This is a genomic window from Flavobacterium odoriferum (assembly GCF_025499515.1).
GTDB classification, from domain to species: Bacteria; Bacteroidota; Bacteroidia; order Flavobacteriales; family Flavobacteriaceae; genus Flavobacterium; species Flavobacterium odoriferum.
Map to the genome: position 1 here is coordinate 499,168 of NZ_JAMKFA010000001.1, position 14,281 is coordinate 513,448.

Sequence of the window (14,281 nt, forward strand, 5' to 3'; positions counted from 1 at the left end):
AAAAATGTCAAGAGACGAACAATTAAAACAGCGTTGGGAAAGCGTTGTCAATATATTATCAGAAAAATTTTCAGGCGGAGAAGACCTTGATTTAGAAGGAATTATCTACCTAATTGGTGTGCAAGAATTGGGAAAAATTCATGCTACTTTCAAAAAAGATGAAAAAGTAAACCTGATGCACATTGCCATTTGCCGTTTGTTAGAACCTTATGGGTACTACGAGTTTGAGTATTTTGATAACGAAGGTTGGCCGCATTACAAAGTAAAAGAAGAATTGCCACCACTAAAAGCAGGCGAACAAGCTGTACTAATGAAAGAAGCCATAGTGAGTTACTTTTTAGAGAAAGAGTTGATAGAGTAATTAGTGAAGAGTGATTAGTAATTAGCTTTTGTTCTTTAGTGTTTTTTGCTAATCACTAATTACTAGTTACTATTCACTTTTTTATTTACTAATCACTAAAAATAACTAAATTTGCACCTTTATACAACGAGCGATGACAGAAACGATTAAAGCCCATATTGAAGAAGTAAAATCTTTTCAAACCGATAACAAAGAACAATTAGAAGCCTTCCGAATCAAGTATTTAGGAAGTAAAGGCTTGTTGAAAGACTTTTTTGCCGAATTCAAAAATGTTCCAAACGAACAAAAGAAAGAATTTGGTCAAGTAATCAACGAATTGAAAACTTCGGCAGAAGAAAAGGTAAAAACCATTCAAGACGCTTTAGAAAATAAAGAAGAAGCAAAAGGAATTTACGGCGACACCACGCGTCCAGGAGAAGCGATGAACATTGGTTCTCGTCACCCAATTTCTATTGTAAAGAACCAAATGATTGATATTTTTTCAACCATTGGTTTCAACGTGTCTGAAGGTCCAGAAATCGAGGACGATTGGCACAATTTTACCGCATTAAATTTACCAGAATACCATCCAGCAAGAGATATGCAGGATACGTTTTTCATTCAAACCAATCCTGATGTTTTGTTGAGAACACACACTTCATCAGTACAAGTGCGTTATATGGAAAACAACAAGCCGCCAATTCGTACGATTTCTCCGGGAAGAGTTTTTCGTAACGAGGCAGTTTCTTCGCGTTCGCACTGTATTTTCCATCAAGTGGAAGGTTTGTATATTGATAAAGACGTTTCCTTTGCCGATTTAAAGCAAACCTTGTTGTATTTTACCAAAGAAATGTTCGGAAAATCGAAAATTCGTTTACGCCCTTCGTATTTTCCATTTACAGAACCAAGTGCTGAAATCGATATTTATTGGGGATTAAAAACTGAAACCGATTACAGAATTACCAAAGGAACCGGTTGGTTAGAAATTGGTGGTTGCGGAATGGTTGACCCTAATGTTTTGAAAAACTGTGGTATCAATCCAGATGAACACACAGGTTTCGCTTTCGGAATGGGAGTAGAACGTATTGCGATGTTGTTGTATCAAATTGGCGATATCCGTATGTTTTATGAAAACGACGTACGTTTCTTAGAGCAATTCAAATCATCAATTTAGTCATTGCGAGGAACGAAGCAATCTCACTTACTATGAAAAAAGACATTATCATCCCAAAAGTAGAAGGTGTTCACATTGTAGCTTTTCAAGAATGGAACGACGATTTTATGGAAAATTCTTGGTACGCTTATTTAGTAAACGATACCGATAATTTATTGGAAATGGCTATGGTAGTTTCACGCGCTTATGGTTTAATTAATGGTGAAGAACGTAGAACGGGAACATTCCGTCACGCGTTTGCTAAAGTAGAACCAAGAACCGCCGTTAAAGTTGAATTGTTAGAAAACAACGTCTTACAATTGAATAATGAATTCATGTTGTCGTATTTCGCAAACGGACAATTATTCGATAAAACCTTTGTTTTTAGAACCAATTCCATCAACGAAAAAGCTGCTGCTGATTTACCAATCATCAACAAAAGAGGCGTTTTTGCAAATTAGATTTTAAATATGGCTTCTGAAACACCAACAATTAGACAAACAGCTTGGATATCGGTAATCCCACAATTTTTATTTATGGGATTATTATTGCTTGTATTTCATCAAATTTCCCCTAAAAATGCTGTTTTATTTGGAGCCATAACTTATTTGTCAATTAGCTATATTTTGAGAAGTTTTATTCCTAAAAGTCATAGAAAAGGATTGTCTTTGTATAAAGAAAATCGGTTTTTAGAAGGAATTGATTCATTTCAAAAAAGCTATAATTTTTTCGACCAAAATGAGTATTTGGATAAATATCGCTATTTACTATTGTTGAGTTCTTCAAAAATGGGGTATAAAGAAATGGCTTTAAATAATATTGCCTTTGGTTATAGTCAAATTGGAGATGGGAAAAATGCTAAAGAATATTATGAAAGATTGCTTACTGAATTTCCAAATAATTCAATAGCCAAGGCAGCTATAAAAATGATTAATTCTGGTGAAAAAGGAAACCAATAAAAATAATTTATTTTTAAAAGTTGTGTAAATCTGAGTTAACTCTCTCTAAAAAAGAAAATATTTTTACCTTTAAGAAATTTTTTCAACAACACAACATGAAACCATTTCTTATTGCTTTAGCCTTTTTAACTACTACAATTTCCCAAGCACAAGATTTCGCCAAACACGTCAATCCATTTATTGGAACAGGCGGTCACGGACACACTTTTCCTGGCGCAACAGTTCCTTACGGAATGGTGCAGTTGTCTCCAGATACCAGAATCGATGGTAGTTGGGATGGCTGTGGAGGTTATCATTATTCGGATAATTTGATTTACGGATTTTCCCACACGCATTTGAACGGAACTGGTGTTTCAGATTATGGTGACATCATGTTGATGCCGACTATGGGAAAGCATACAATTAGTAGCAAAGATTACTCTTCTACTTTTTCACATGCGAATGAAAAAGCTTCCGCTGGATTTTATTCTGTGAAATTAGATAAACACAATATCGATGTGCGATTAACCACTTCAACCCGTGTTGGTTTTCATGAATATACGTTCAATGAAAGTGGTCAAGGCAATATTGTCTTAGATTTGAATCATCGCGATAAGTTATTGGAAGGAAGAATTCGAGTTGTAGACAATAAAACTATTGAAGTATTAAGAAGAAGTGAAGCTTGGGCAAGAGATCAATATGTTTATGCCCGAATTGAGTTTAATGTGGCTTTTGATAATATTTATTTTGGTAAAAAGGCAAACCAGATTAAAAATAATAATGAGTTAGAAATAAGTTCAGCTCTTTTTTCTAAACAAGTCAAAAAAGGTGAAAAAATTCTTGTAAAAGTATCGCTTTCGCCAACGAGTTATGAAGGAGCCAAATTAAATAGTTCCGAAATCAAACATTGGAATTTTGATAAAGCGCACAAAGCCGCTATTGCTCTTTGGAACAAAGAATTGTCAAAAATTGAAGTAACTTCCAATGATAAAGATAAGTTAGCGATTTTCTACACGGCTTTGTATCACACGATGATGCAACCAAACATTGCACAAGATTTAGATGGAAAATACCGCGGTAGAGATAACCAAATTCATGTTGCCGAAGGATTTGATTATTACACGGTTTTTTCCTTGTGGGACACGTTTAGAGGAGCGCATCCGTTGTACACTTTGATTGATAAAAAACGAACTGCCGATTATATCAATACTTTCATCAAACAATACGAACAAGGCGGCAGATTACCGGTTTGGGAATTGGCTTCTAATGAAACCGATTGTATGATTGGCTATCACTCCGTTTCTGTAATTGCTGATGCGATGGTAAAAGGAATAAAAGGTTTTGATTATGAAAAAGCCTTTGAAGCCAGTAAAGCTTCTGCTATGCGTGATGTTTTAGGTTTGGATGCCTACAAGAAAAATGGTTTTATTTCGATAGATGACGAACACGAAAGCGTTTCCAAAACCTTAGAATATGCTTATGACGACTGGTGTATTGCGCAAATGGCACAGATTCTAAACAAGCAAGAAGATTACCAATATTTTATGAAACGTTCTCAAAATTGGAAAAACATTTTCGATTGGGAAACGGGTTTCATGCGTCCAAAGAAAAATGGGGGTTGGGATAAACCTTTCGACCCAAGAGAAGTCAACAATAATTTTACCGAAGGCAATTCGTGGCAATACTCATTTTTCGTTCCACAAGATATTGAGGGAATGATTGCAGCTTATGGCGGACCTGAAAAATTTGAAGCCAAGTTAGACGAAATGTTCAACAGTGAAAGTAAAACTACCGGTAGAGAACAAGTCGATGTAACTGGTTTAATTGGGCAATATGCTCACGGAAACGAACCAAGTCATCACATGGCATATTTGTACAATTATGTGGGAAAACCAGAAAAAACGAATGAAAAAATCAAGTATATTTTAGAGAATTTTTACACCAATACACCCGATGGTTTAATTGGAAACGAAGACTGTGGACAAATGAGTGCTTGGTATGTGTTGAGTGTTATGAGTGAATATCCTGTTTGTCCTGGAAGTATTATTCATCATTATGAAAACGATTTATATTTTGATAAAATAGTTGTAAACCTTGAAAGTGGTGAGAAGGCTGTAATTACTGAAGAGCAAAGAAAAATCAATAAACAAAAAGCGATTCAACAAGAGAAAGAAATTGAATCTTCTGAAGATATTGATTGGAATTTAGATTATATTATCAAAAAAATAGAACCAGTTCCTGTGATTCAAGCTGCTAGCAAAGCGTTTAAAGATAATTTGAAGATTGAATTGAAGTCTCAATACTTAAATGATGTGATTTATTTCATGATTAATGATAAAGATGATCATTTGGCAAAGAAACTTTTTGTTCCTTACACAAAACCTTTTGAAATATCGCAAACTTCAACTATTGAAACTTATGTAAAAACAAATGAAGGACAAAGCAACACCATTTCCGCAACCTTCTTCAAAAAACCAAACAGTTACAGTGTCAATATTAAATCGGTTTACAATCCGCAATATCATGCGGGTGGTCCAGAAGGTTTGTTAGATGGTATTTTAGGGGCTGAAAATTGGAGAAAAGGCGATTGGCAAGGTTACCAAAGTCAGGATTTTGAAGCGGTAGTCGATTTAAAAGAAGTAAAAAATGTTAGTGAAATTTCGGTACGTTTTTTACAAGACCAACGTTCGTGGATTTTAATGCCAACGAAAGTTAATTATTACATTTCGGAAGATAATGTAAACTTTATTTATTTTGGTTCGGTAAACAATACGTTAGATCCAAAATTAGAAGAAAATACGATTCTAAATTTCACATCAAACGAAAGCAAAGGCAAAAAAGCACGTTACGTAAAAGTCATCGCCAAAAATTTCGGTAAATTACCAGAATGGCATCAAGGCGCTGGTGGCGATGCGTTTATTTTTGTGGATGAGATTACGATAAAGTAAAGCTATCTAATAAAAAAGGTTGTCTTAGCGGACAACCTTTTTTATTAGATATATGTTTTGAAATTAATCCTTATCAGGAAACAACAAAGAAGCTACTACAGACAAAATTAATACACTTCCCACAACCATTAAAGAATAAGAAGTTTCGATGTGGTAAAACGGTGCTACAATCATTTTTACACCAATAAAGGCTAAGATAAATGCTAATCCGTATTTCAATTTACTGAACATGTACATAAAGTTCGCCAAAAGGAAATACAACGAACGTAATCCTAAAATCGCAAAAATATTAGACGTGTATAAAATAAACGGATCGTCTGGTGCAATGGCGAAAATTGCTGGAATACTATCTACTGCAAATAATAAATCGGTAAATTCAACAATAGTAACCACCACAAATAAAGGTGTTGCCATTTTGATTCCGTTTTGAACAGTGAAAAATTTATCACCATCAAAATTTGGACTTACTTTAAAAAACTTGTGTACAAATTTAGAACCCGCACTTTTACTAAAATCTTTACTTCCTTCATCTTCCTCATCACTAAAACCTGATTTGATTCCAGCAACAATTAGAATAATTCCAAAAATGGTTAGCAAATAGTTGATTTTTACTACTTGACCAAAAAGCTCCATTTCAGGTAAATACGTGTAGTTCAATAACCAAACTCCAGTAAAAATAAAGATAGCTCTAAAAACCAAAGCGCCAATTACACCCCAAAATAATACTTTATGTTGGGCTTCTTTTGCGACATTGAAATAGCCAAAAACTAATATAAATACAAATAAATTATCTACAGAAAGCGCTTTTTCAATCCAATACGCTCCTTGAAATTGCATGAATTTTTCGGCTCCCATGTAGTGATAAATAATACCACTGAATCCCATGGCTAAAGAAATCCAAATCACCGACCAAATAGCCGCTTCTCTATTGGAAACTACGTGACCTTTTTTGTTTAAAACTCCTAAATCTAAAACCAACATCGCAATGATGGTAATTGTAAAAGCCGTAATAATGCCAGGATGATCAATTAAGTGATCTATTGAACCTGTTTTTAATGATAGCATGTATTAGTTTAATTTATCTGTTAATTCTTTAAAAACGGCTTTAGCGTCTTTGTTTTCGTATAAAATTTCGTAAACGGCATCGATAATTGGAGTGTCAGCTCCGTATTCTTTGTTTAATTTGTAAGCACTTTTTACTGCGTAATATCCTTCTGCCACCATACTCATTTCCATTTGAGCTGATTTTACGGTGTAGCCTTTTCCAATCATGTTTCCAAACATTCTATTTCTAGAAAAAACGGAATATCCAGTAACTAATAAATCGCCTAAATATGCCGAATTATTAATGTTTCGTTTCATTTTATGCACTTTACGAATGAATTTCTTCATTTCGCGAATACCATTACTCATCAAAACCGCTTGAAAATTATCACCATAACCTAAACCATGCGCAATTCCTGCTGCAATAGCATAAATATTTTTTAAAACAGCTGCATATTCTGTTCCAATGATATCATCAGTAGTTTTTGCTTTTATGTAGTGTGAGCTCAGATTTTTAGCCACATATTTGGCTTTTTTTCTATCGCTACAAGCAATTGTAAGATAAGATAATCGTTCCATAGCCACTTCTTCCGCATGACATGGACCCGTAATTACCCCAATATTATCAAATGGAATATCGTATTTGGTATGAAAATGTTCACCAACAATCAAGCTCGATTCTGGAACAATTCCTTTAATCGCAGAGAAAATGATTTTTCCTTCTAAGCTTTCGGTTAAACTTTCTAATTCTTTGCTTAAAAAAGCAGAAGGAACTACAAAAATTACATAATCAGCATAAGCAACCGCTTCGTTGATGTCGTTTGTGAGTTTTAATTTATTGGTATCAAACGCAACCGAACTTAAATAATTCGGGTTGTGTTTTTGATGTTTCAAATGCTCAATAGCATAAGTACTTCGCATGTACCAAGCAATTTCGTCTTGATTTTCACAAAGCATTTTTGCAATTGCAGTTGCCCAACTTCCTCCTCCAATGACTGCAAATTTCGGCTTCTTTTCCATTATGTGTTTCGATTTAGAAAATCAAAAATAATCATTTTAAAAGGATTTACAAAAAACGTTTGCGTGAAGCGATTTTAATAACTCATTTCTACGATTGCTTTTACCTTTTCGATGGTGATATTTTGTTTTTCGCCTAATACTTTCCAACCTCTTTCTTCAAATCGATTGGCGATGAAATCAGCCGTTTTTTTGTAATTTTCTGTGTTTTCCGATAATTTGGTTTTCATGCCCATTTTATGGAAGAATTCAACTGTTTTTTCGATTGCTTTTTCTGCAATTTCTTCAGTTGAATTGCCTTGAATGTTCCATACCCGTTGACCGTATTGCGCTAATTTGTCTTTTTTCGTATCGAACATTACGCGGTATAAGTTTGGACCAATGATTGCCAACGTTCTCGCATGATCAATTTCGTACAAAGCTGTTAATTCATGACCAATCATGTGCGTTGCCCAATCTGAAGGAACTCCTTTTTGAATCAAGCCATTCAATGCCATGGTAGCACTCCAAACAAAGTTGGAAGCTAATTTATAATCACTCGGATTTTCAACTACATCAGGACCAATTTCAATTAATGTTTGTAAAATACTTTCTGAAATTCGGTCTTGCAATAAAGCATCGTGAGTATAGGTCAAATATTGCTCCATAACGTGTGTGAACGCATCCACAACTCCGTTTTGCAATTGTCTTTTTGGTAACGAAGTAATCACGGTTGGATCCACAATTGAGAATACTGGAAACAAAGCGCTTCCGCCTAACGTTAATTTCTCTTGCGTAGCTTCAATCGTAACTACTGCTCCCGAATTCATTTCCGAACCGGTTGCTGGTAAGGTTAAAACGGTTCCAAAAGGAATTACTTTAGCAACATCTTTGAATAAAATTCGTTTTTTTAGAATATCGGCTTCATCGCCTTCAAAATTAACGGCTGCCGAAATAAATTTCACGCCATCAATCACACTTCCACCACCAACAGCTAAGATGAAACCAATTTTTTCAGCACGAATAATTGCAACGGCTTTCATCAAAGTTTCAAAACGAGGATTCGGTTCGATTCCGCCAAATTCCACAATATTGTGATTCGGTAAAGCTGCTTTTACTTGGTCATAAACACCGTTTTTGAAGATACTTCCGCCGCCATAAGCGATAAGAATTTTAGTGTTTGAAGGAACTAAATCGGTTAGTTTAGCAATTTGTCCTTTTCCAAAGACATAATTTACAGGATTGTATAATTCGAAGTTTAGCATAACATTTTATTTTTTAAGAATACAAAGTTACGCAATGGGATTGGGAACGAATGGTAAAGGAATGTTAATCTATTTCTTATAAAAATTATTATGCTCCACATATTCCCAAACTTTATTCGGCAACATCGGCACTACATTTTTACCCTTTTTAATGCTTTCGCGAATGAAGGTTGAGGATAACTCAATAACTGGAGCGCCAATTCTATGAATTTTTGCATGATTAATAAATTGCTCATCAATTTCACCTGAATTTAGTCGCGGATAGACATAAATATCGTGGTTTTGCAAAATGACTTCGTAGTTTTTCCATTTGTGAAGCGAGTTCAAATTGTCTTCACCCATGATTAATGAAAATTCATGTTTTGGAAATTTTTCTTGTAAATGCGCTAAGGTATTTACGGTATAATTCGGTTGCGGTAATTTGAATTCGATATCCGAAGGTTGAATTTTTGGGAAATCTTCGGTTGCCAAATGCACCATGTGCAATCGATGGTAATCATCTAACAACGAACTTTTCTGTTTGTGCGGATTGTGTGGTGTAACGACCATCCAAATTTGATCCAAATCAGAATGCTCTGCCATATGATTGGCAATAATCAAATGCCCAATATGAATGGGATTAAACGTTCCGAAATACAATCCGATTTTCATCTTTTTAGTGATTAGTAAAGAGTGATTAGTGAATAGCTTTAAGCGTTTTGGAAAAAGCGTTAATCATTTTTGACTCTTCTTCAATTTGATTTAATAATTCTTGAAATAATTCCAAATTAGTAATAAAGCCTAATTCTTTCGCAATAATTAATTGTGTTTCAATTTCAAATAAAGAACCTCTTGCTATGTCTAAAAAGTGACTAAATGATTTATCGGTATTTCTACCATAACCTTCAGCAATATTTGAAGGAATTGAAACAGAAGCTCTTTTTAATTGACTTGAAAGCGCATACATTTCTTCTTGCGGAAAAGTTTTTACAAGTTGATAAACTAATTTTACAATTGTAATTCCTTTTTTCCAGATTAATAAATCTTTGTATGATTTTATTTCATTCATTTTAAGCTAATTACTAATCACTTTTTACTAATTAATCTTTATTTATAAAATCCTTTACCAATTTGTATGCATCTTCTTTTGCTACATCTAAATCATAATTTTTGATGATGGTGTCAAATTGTGGCGCGGTTGCTAATTCTACTGATGCTTTTGCAATACGCATGTTGATTTTGTCTTCGCTTTCGGTAGAACGTTGTTTTAGGCGACGTTTTAATTCGTCAACACTTGGTGGTTTTACAAAAACAGCTAACGTTTCGTTTGGAAATTTGCTTTTTATACGCAATCCACCTGCAACGTCAATATCAAAAATTACGTGTTTTCCTAAAGCCCAGATGCGTTCTACTTCGGCTTTTAAAGTGCCGTAGAAATTATCAGTGTACACTTCTTCCCATTCTACAAAATCTTCTGCTTTAATATGCTTTTTGAATTCGTCCCAAGAAATGAAATAATAATCTTTTCCATGTACTTCTTCGCCACGTGGTTCGCGTGTTGTACACGAAATTGAAAATTCTAAATTCAAATCGGGTTGGGCTAATAAATGTCTTACTATAGTAGTTTTTCCTGAACCTGATGGCGCAGAGAATACTAATAATTTTCCTTTGATCATTGTGTTGTTATTTTATCTAAAAAATCTAAAGTATCGAAATAATCTAAAAGATTTAGAGTTTTGCTTTAAATTATTTTTTTAATGGAAGCTCTCCAAAAGTCATTGAAAATCCTCCATTTTCTTTTCTAAATTTTAAAGGTAATTCGCCGTTTTTTTCTAATCCCCATTCTTCTAACATATCTCCATTAACAAATATAATTGCTACATTTAATTCTGAATTTTTCTTTAAATCTAACAGCCAATTTACATCTTCTTGAAGTTTCTTCTTAGAACCTGAATATTTATTCCAATTTTGAAAAATGTAATAATCAGCTTTTGGCAATTCTTCTTTGGCTATTTTCTTTCCACTAACATCAATAATTTTTTCTAAGTATGAACTTAAATTTAAGCCGGAACTATCTTTACAAGTAAAATAGTTTTGATCAAAGTTTTTGAATGCGTTTTGCATTTGAATACCACCACATTCTTCTGTCCCTTGATAACAATATTTTTCACCTGTAGAACTATTAAAAAGTAATATTTCAGAATTTAAGCCTAAAACGATATTATTTATAATATCCATTTTATTGCCAACTTCATTTACAGTCATAAAATACGTTTTTTGACTTGGCAAAACTTCAGCAAAAAAAGATACAAGTTCTTCTTTTTTCTCTACTTTCGGATTTTTAAATCCTGCTAGTGTTTTTACTGCTGTTCCACATGAAGAAAGAGAAAGAATAAATATAAAAAGTAATAATTTTCCTTTGGTCATTGTGTTGTTGTTTAATAATAAATTTTCAAGTCAAACCTTTCAATTACATCTAAATATTCATTAAAAATTATCATTATTATAATTGAAATTAAAATACTAAATATTAATGAATTAGAAATGATTTTTAATTTTTCTTTTTTTAAAACATTTAGAATAGCTCCCAAACCAAAAGGAATAACTATTGTGATAAATGGAATCAGAAAAAAAGGTTCGAAAGCATAAACTTCCTTTGAATTTGCATATGTTAAATTGGTTATGAATAAAAAAAATATTGATGCTAAAATGCTGTAAAATATTTTTTTATTAAAATTGATTTCTTTTCTCACTTTGAAAATTTGCAAAATAGATAATCCTATAATTACAAAAAGGACAATAAAATAAAACAATAAAATAATCCCCATCTTAATCCGATTACAAAACGTTTAATACTTGCTCCTTAATCTTCTCTAATTCATCTTTCATCATTACTACCAATTTTTGCATTTCGGTATGGTTGGATTTGGATCCCATGGTATTGATTTCTCTTCCCATTTCTTGTGTGATGAAACCTAATTTTCTTCCGTTGGCTTCTGTTCCGTTTAAGGTCTCTAAGAAATAGTTCAAATGGTTGCCCAAACGCACTTTTTCTTCGGTAATATCGTATTTTTCAAGATAAAAAATCAATTCTTGTTCGAAACGATTTTCATCAACATTTACTTTTAATTCGTCTAAAGCTGTTCTTAAACGAGTTTTTACCGTTTCAACGCGTTCAGCATCATAAGAAACCACTTCGTTCATTAAATTATTGATGTTTGAAATGCGCAATTGGAATTCTTTTTCCAAAGACGCACCTTCATCTTTTCTAAAATTAGCGATGTTTTCTAATGCTTCATCAATCACGGTTTGGATTTGTTTCCATTCGTTTTCATCGATTTCGTCGCGTTCGGTTTTTAATGCGTCGGGCATACGAACAGCCATTTTCATTAATTCCGTTTCATCTGCAGTTGGAATTACGGCTTTCATTTGGTTAATGTAGCCTTTTACAATCGGCACATTGATTTTTGAAGTTGTTTCTTCGCCAGTTACTTCTACATAAAGCGAAAAATCAACCTTTCCGCGTTCTAAACGTTGCGAAATTTGATTGCGTAAACCCAATTCCATTTCACGAAAAACGGATGGCATACGTGTATTTAAGTCTAAACCTTTACTGTTTAGCGATTTGATTTCTACGGTAATTTTTTTGGTTGGTAATTGCAAAGAAGCTTTCCCAAAACCCGTCATGGATTGTATCATATATTTTATAAAAATGTCTTCAAAGATAAGAAAAGTTCTTAGTAATTAGTGAAGAGTGAATAGTGATTAGTCTTTTCAAAAATGCTAGTTACTAATTACTTGTCACTAGTCACTTTTTTCTGTGTTACTAAATAAACACCAACAAATATCAACACCGCCGAAATCAATTTCACCAAACTCAAATCGTCTTTTCCTAAACTTACTGCAAAAATAGTGGCAAAAAGTGGTTGTAAATAAATAAAAACCGCTACGGTTGTTGGTTTTAGTTCGCGCATGGAAACTAAATTTAGCAAATACGTTAAGAATGTTGAAAACACAACTACAAAACCAATTTTCCAGATAATATCCGTTGGTAAATTAGTAAAATCTACTGCTTGAAATTCGTTCCAACCAAAAGGTAATACCATCAAGAAACCAAAAGTATAAATCCATTTTACAAAGGTAAATGCGTTGTATTTATCCATTAATTTCTTTACGATGATGAGGTAAAATCCGTATGAAACCGCGTTTACAAAAACCAATAAATTTCCTAAACTTGCATTGGTCGCATTGATCAAAGATTTTCCGTAAAGAATTAAAGTTATTGTCCCAGCTAATCCTAAAATGATGCCTAATACTTTTCGGTTTTCCATGCGTTCTTTCATGATGAATGCCGATAAAACAAGCACAATCATAGGTGTTGTAACCATCAAAACGGCTCCCATAATAGGCGAAGTATAACTCAATCCTTTAAAAAAAGTCAGCATATTGAAAGCAACTCCGAAGAACGCTGCAGCAATAATTCGAGGAAAATCTTCTTTTGCAATTTTTTCTTTGGGTCCAAAAAATGAAATCAGCCAAAACAAAACTACCGAACCACCAACACGCATCACTATAAATCCGAATGCGTCGACATATTTTGGCATTACGTCTTTGGCAATCGTGAAAGTTACGCCGTAAATGATGGAAACTAAGGTAGCGGCAAATAACGCCCAACTTCTTTTAGACACTTTGAAGAGCTTTCGTTAATTTAAGGACATTAGGTTGCGTGTTCCCGATAAAAATCTCATTATTAAAAAGAACAACAGGACGACTCAAAAACGTGTAATGTTCTAAAAGATATTTTTTGTAATCGGCTTCGGTTAGATTTTTATCTTTTAAACCTAATGATTTATACAATTGTGCTTTTTTACTAAAAAGTGCTTCGTAACTTCCTGAAAGTTGATACATTTCTTCCAAATCGCTTTCCGAAATTGGATTTTGGCGAATATCTATAAACGTTAATTTATCAGAATTGGGTAACGATTTGATGATTTTTCGGCACGTATCACACGAAGCCAAATAGTATATTTTGTTCATTTTGTTGTTTTTCAATTTCTGATGCAAAAATACAGCCTTTTGAATTCTAAAAATCAGTAATTTTATAAAAAATTAAGTAATGGAAGCAACTTTTAGAATTTGGCAAACCAGCCGAGGTATTTATTTAAAATTTTTAGAGAATTATTCATTAGAGCAACTGAATACAATTCCACAAGGAATGAGCAATAATTTGATTTGGAATATGGGTCACGTTGTGGTTTCGCAGCAAAAATTAGTGTACGCCTTATCAGGATTACCAATGCATATTTCGGATTCACTTTTTGAGAAATACCAGAACGGTTCGCGCCCAGATGGAAAAACTACTCAAGCAGAAGTAGATGAAATCAAGAAATTACTATCCGAAATGGTTGAAAAAACAAAAACTGATTTTGAAGCAGGAATTTTCAAAGAATTTCATTCGTACCAAACCAAAACGGGATTTCATTTGGGAACATTGAAAGAAGCTGTGGAATTTAACAATTATCACGAAGGCATTCATTTGGGAATTATGATGTCGATTAAGAAATATATTTAGCGAATTGTTAACGATTCAAAAAGCAGCATCAAACAACTTTTATTTA

The 14,281-nt window shown here is 33.3% G+C and carries 16 protein-coding genes; 6 read left to right on the forward strand and 10 right to left on the reverse strand.

The window, feature by feature from the left end; genetic code table 11:
* The first annotated feature begins 4 nt into the window (after window positions 1–4).
* The 5 genes from M9Q43_RS02365 to M9Q43_RS02385 all read left to right on the forward strand — a co-directional run bounded on the left by M9Q43_RS02365 (window position 5) and on the right by M9Q43_RS02385 (window position 5,379).
* The gene (locus M9Q43_RS02365; RefSeq protein WP_166235521.1) at window positions 5–361 is read left to right on the forward strand and encodes a hypothetical protein; all 357 of its coding nucleotides are present in this window, start codon (window positions 5–7) and stop codon (window positions 359–361) included.
* A gap of 133 nt (window positions 362–494) precedes the next feature.
* The gene (gene pheS / locus M9Q43_RS02370; RefSeq protein ID WP_133610264.1) at window positions 495–1,514 is read left to right on the forward strand and encodes a phenylalanine--tRNA ligase subunit alpha; all 1,020 of its coding nucleotides are present in this window, start codon (window positions 495–497) and stop codon (window positions 1,512–1,514) included.
* Between the two features lie 32 nt (window positions 1,515–1,546).
* Entirely contained in the window at window positions 1,547–1,954 is a 408-nt protein-coding gene (locus tag M9Q43_RS02375; RefSeq protein WP_262317372.1) for a hypothetical protein, read from the forward strand.
* 9 nt (window positions 1,955–1,963) lie between these two features.
* Entirely contained in the window at window positions 1,964–2,452 is a 489-nt protein-coding gene (locus M9Q43_RS02380) for a tetratricopeptide repeat protein (RefSeq protein ID WP_262317373.1), read from the forward strand.
* A 95-nt stretch (window positions 2,453–2,547) separates the two neighbouring features.
* Entirely contained in the window at window positions 2,548–5,379 is a 2,832-nt protein-coding gene (locus M9Q43_RS02385) for a GH92 family glycosyl hydrolase (RefSeq protein WP_262317374.1), read from the forward strand.
* A gap of 63 nt (window positions 5,380–5,442) precedes the next feature.
* Here M9Q43_RS02385 and M9Q43_RS02390 read toward each other — a convergent pair whose 3' ends face one another.
* From M9Q43_RS02390 to M9Q43_RS02435, 10 genes are all read right to left on the reverse strand, one after another.
* Window positions 5,443–6,420 carry a TerC/Alx family metal homeostasis membrane protein gene (locus M9Q43_RS02390; RefSeq protein ID WP_262317430.1) on the reverse strand — a complete coding sequence of 326 codons (978 nt, stop codon included), beginning with the start codon at window positions 6,418–6,420 and terminating at the stop codon, window positions 5,443–5,445.
* 27 nt (window positions 6,421–6,447) lie between these two features.
* Window positions 6,448–7,443: an NAD(P)H-dependent glycerol-3-phosphate dehydrogenase gene (locus M9Q43_RS02395; protein WP_262317375.1), complete on the reverse strand. Its 996-nt coding sequence runs from the start codon at window positions 7,441–7,443 to the stop codon at window positions 6,448–6,450.
* 74 nt (window positions 7,444–7,517) lie between these two features.
* Window positions 7,518–8,684 carry an iron-containing alcohol dehydrogenase gene (locus tag M9Q43_RS02400; RefSeq protein ID WP_262317376.1) on the reverse strand — a complete coding sequence of 389 codons (1,167 nt, stop codon included), beginning with the start codon at window positions 8,682–8,684 and terminating at the stop codon, window positions 7,518–7,520.
* A 69-nt stretch (window positions 8,685–8,753) separates the two neighbouring features.
* Window positions 8,754–9,335 (reverse strand): nicotinate (nicotinamide) nucleotide adenylyltransferase, encoded by a 582-nt coding sequence (gene nadD, locus M9Q43_RS02405; protein WP_262317377.1) that lies wholly within the window; start codon window positions 9,333–9,335, stop codon window positions 8,754–8,756.
* Between the two features lie 25 nt (window positions 9,336–9,360).
* Window positions 9,361–9,732: a four helix bundle protein gene (locus tag M9Q43_RS02410; RefSeq protein ID WP_262317378.1), complete on the reverse strand. Its 372-nt coding sequence runs from the start codon at window positions 9,730–9,732 to the stop codon at window positions 9,361–9,363.
* A 31-nt stretch (window positions 9,733–9,763) separates the two neighbouring features.
* Entirely contained in the window at window positions 9,764–10,339 is a 576-nt protein-coding gene (gmk, locus tag M9Q43_RS02415; RefSeq protein ID WP_262317379.1) for a guanylate kinase, read from the reverse strand.
* Between the two features lie 70 nt (window positions 10,340–10,409).
* Window positions 10,410–11,090, reverse strand: a complete 681-nt coding sequence (locus M9Q43_RS02420; protein WP_262317380.1) for a hypothetical protein — start codon at window positions 11,088–11,090, stop codon at window positions 10,410–10,412.
* A gap of 411 nt (window positions 11,091–11,501) precedes the next feature.
* Window positions 11,502–12,362: a YicC/YloC family endoribonuclease gene (locus tag M9Q43_RS02425; protein ID WP_262317381.1), complete on the reverse strand. Its 861-nt coding sequence runs from the start codon at window positions 12,360–12,362 to the stop codon at window positions 11,502–11,504.
* Window positions 12,363–12,457: 95 nt separating this feature from the next.
* Complete coding sequence (locus tag M9Q43_RS02430) at window positions 12,458–13,351, reverse strand: DMT family transporter (protein ID WP_262317382.1); 894 nt, start codon at window positions 13,349–13,351, stop codon at window positions 12,458–12,460.
* The gene (locus M9Q43_RS02435) at window positions 13,344–13,700 is read right to left on the reverse strand and encodes an arsenate reductase family protein (protein ID WP_262317383.1); all 357 of its coding nucleotides are present in this window, start codon (window positions 13,698–13,700) and stop codon (window positions 13,344–13,346) included. Before M9Q43_RS02435 ends, M9Q43_RS02430 begins: the two co-directional genes overlap by 8 nt.
* A gap of 79 nt (window positions 13,701–13,779) precedes the next feature.
* Here M9Q43_RS02435 and M9Q43_RS02440 point away from each other — a divergent pair, with 79 nt between their 5' ends.
* Window positions 13,780–14,235 carry a DinB family protein gene (locus M9Q43_RS02440; RefSeq protein ID WP_262317384.1) on the forward strand — a complete coding sequence of 152 codons (456 nt, stop codon included), beginning with the start codon at window positions 13,780–13,782 and terminating at the stop codon, window positions 14,233–14,235.
* Window positions 14,236–14,281: the final 46 nt, after the last annotated feature.

Bases quoted from the DNA above. Each gene is read 5' to 3' on its own strand.
- gmk (WP_262317379.1), bottom strand. From the start codon at position 10,339: ATGATCAAAGGAAAATTATTAGTATTCTCTGCGCCATCAGGTTCAGGA.
- M9Q43_RS02365 (WP_166235521.1), top strand. From the start codon at position 5: ATGTCAAGAGACGAACAATTAAAACAGCGTTGGGAAAGCGTTGTCAAT.
- nadD (WP_262317377.1), bottom strand. From the start codon at position 9,335: ATGAAAATCGGATTGTATTTCGGAACGTTTAATCCCATTCATATTGGG.
- M9Q43_RS02385 (WP_262317374.1), top strand. From the start codon at position 2,548: ATGAAACCATTTCTTATTGCTTTAGCCTTTTTAACTACTACAATTTCC.
- M9Q43_RS02440 (WP_262317384.1), top strand. From the start codon at position 13,780: ATGGAAGCAACTTTTAGAATTTGGCAAACCAGCCGAGGTATTTATTTA.
- pheS (WP_133610264.1), top strand. From the start codon at position 495: ATGACAGAAACGATTAAAGCCCATATTGAAGAAGTAAAATCTTTTCAA.
- M9Q43_RS02395 (WP_262317375.1), bottom strand. From the start codon at position 7,443: ATGGAAAAGAAGCCGAAATTTGCAGTCATTGGAGGAGGAAGTTGGGCA.
- M9Q43_RS02380 (WP_262317373.1), top strand. From the start codon at position 1,964: ATGGCTTCTGAAACACCAACAATTAGACAAACAGCTTGGATATCGGTA.
- M9Q43_RS02375 (WP_262317372.1), top strand. From the start codon at position 1,547: ATGAAAAAAGACATTATCATCCCAAAAGTAGAAGGTGTTCACATTGTA.
- M9Q43_RS02420 (WP_262317380.1), bottom strand. From the start codon at position 11,090: ATGACCAAAGGAAAATTATTACTTTTTATATTTATTCTTTCTCTTTCT.
- M9Q43_RS02400 (WP_262317376.1), bottom strand. From the start codon at position 8,684: ATGCTAAACTTCGAATTATACAATCCTGTAAATTATGTCTTTGGAAAA.
- M9Q43_RS02425 (WP_262317381.1), bottom strand. From the start codon at position 12,362: ATGATACAATCCATGACGGGTTTTGGGAAAGCTTCTTTGCAATTACCA.
- M9Q43_RS02410 (WP_262317378.1), bottom strand. From the start codon at position 9,732: ATGAATGAAATAAAATCATACAAAGATTTATTAATCTGGAAAAAAGGA.
- M9Q43_RS02435 (WP_262317383.1), bottom strand. From the start codon at position 13,700: ATGAACAAAATATACTATTTGGCTTCGTGTGATACGTGCCGAAAAATC.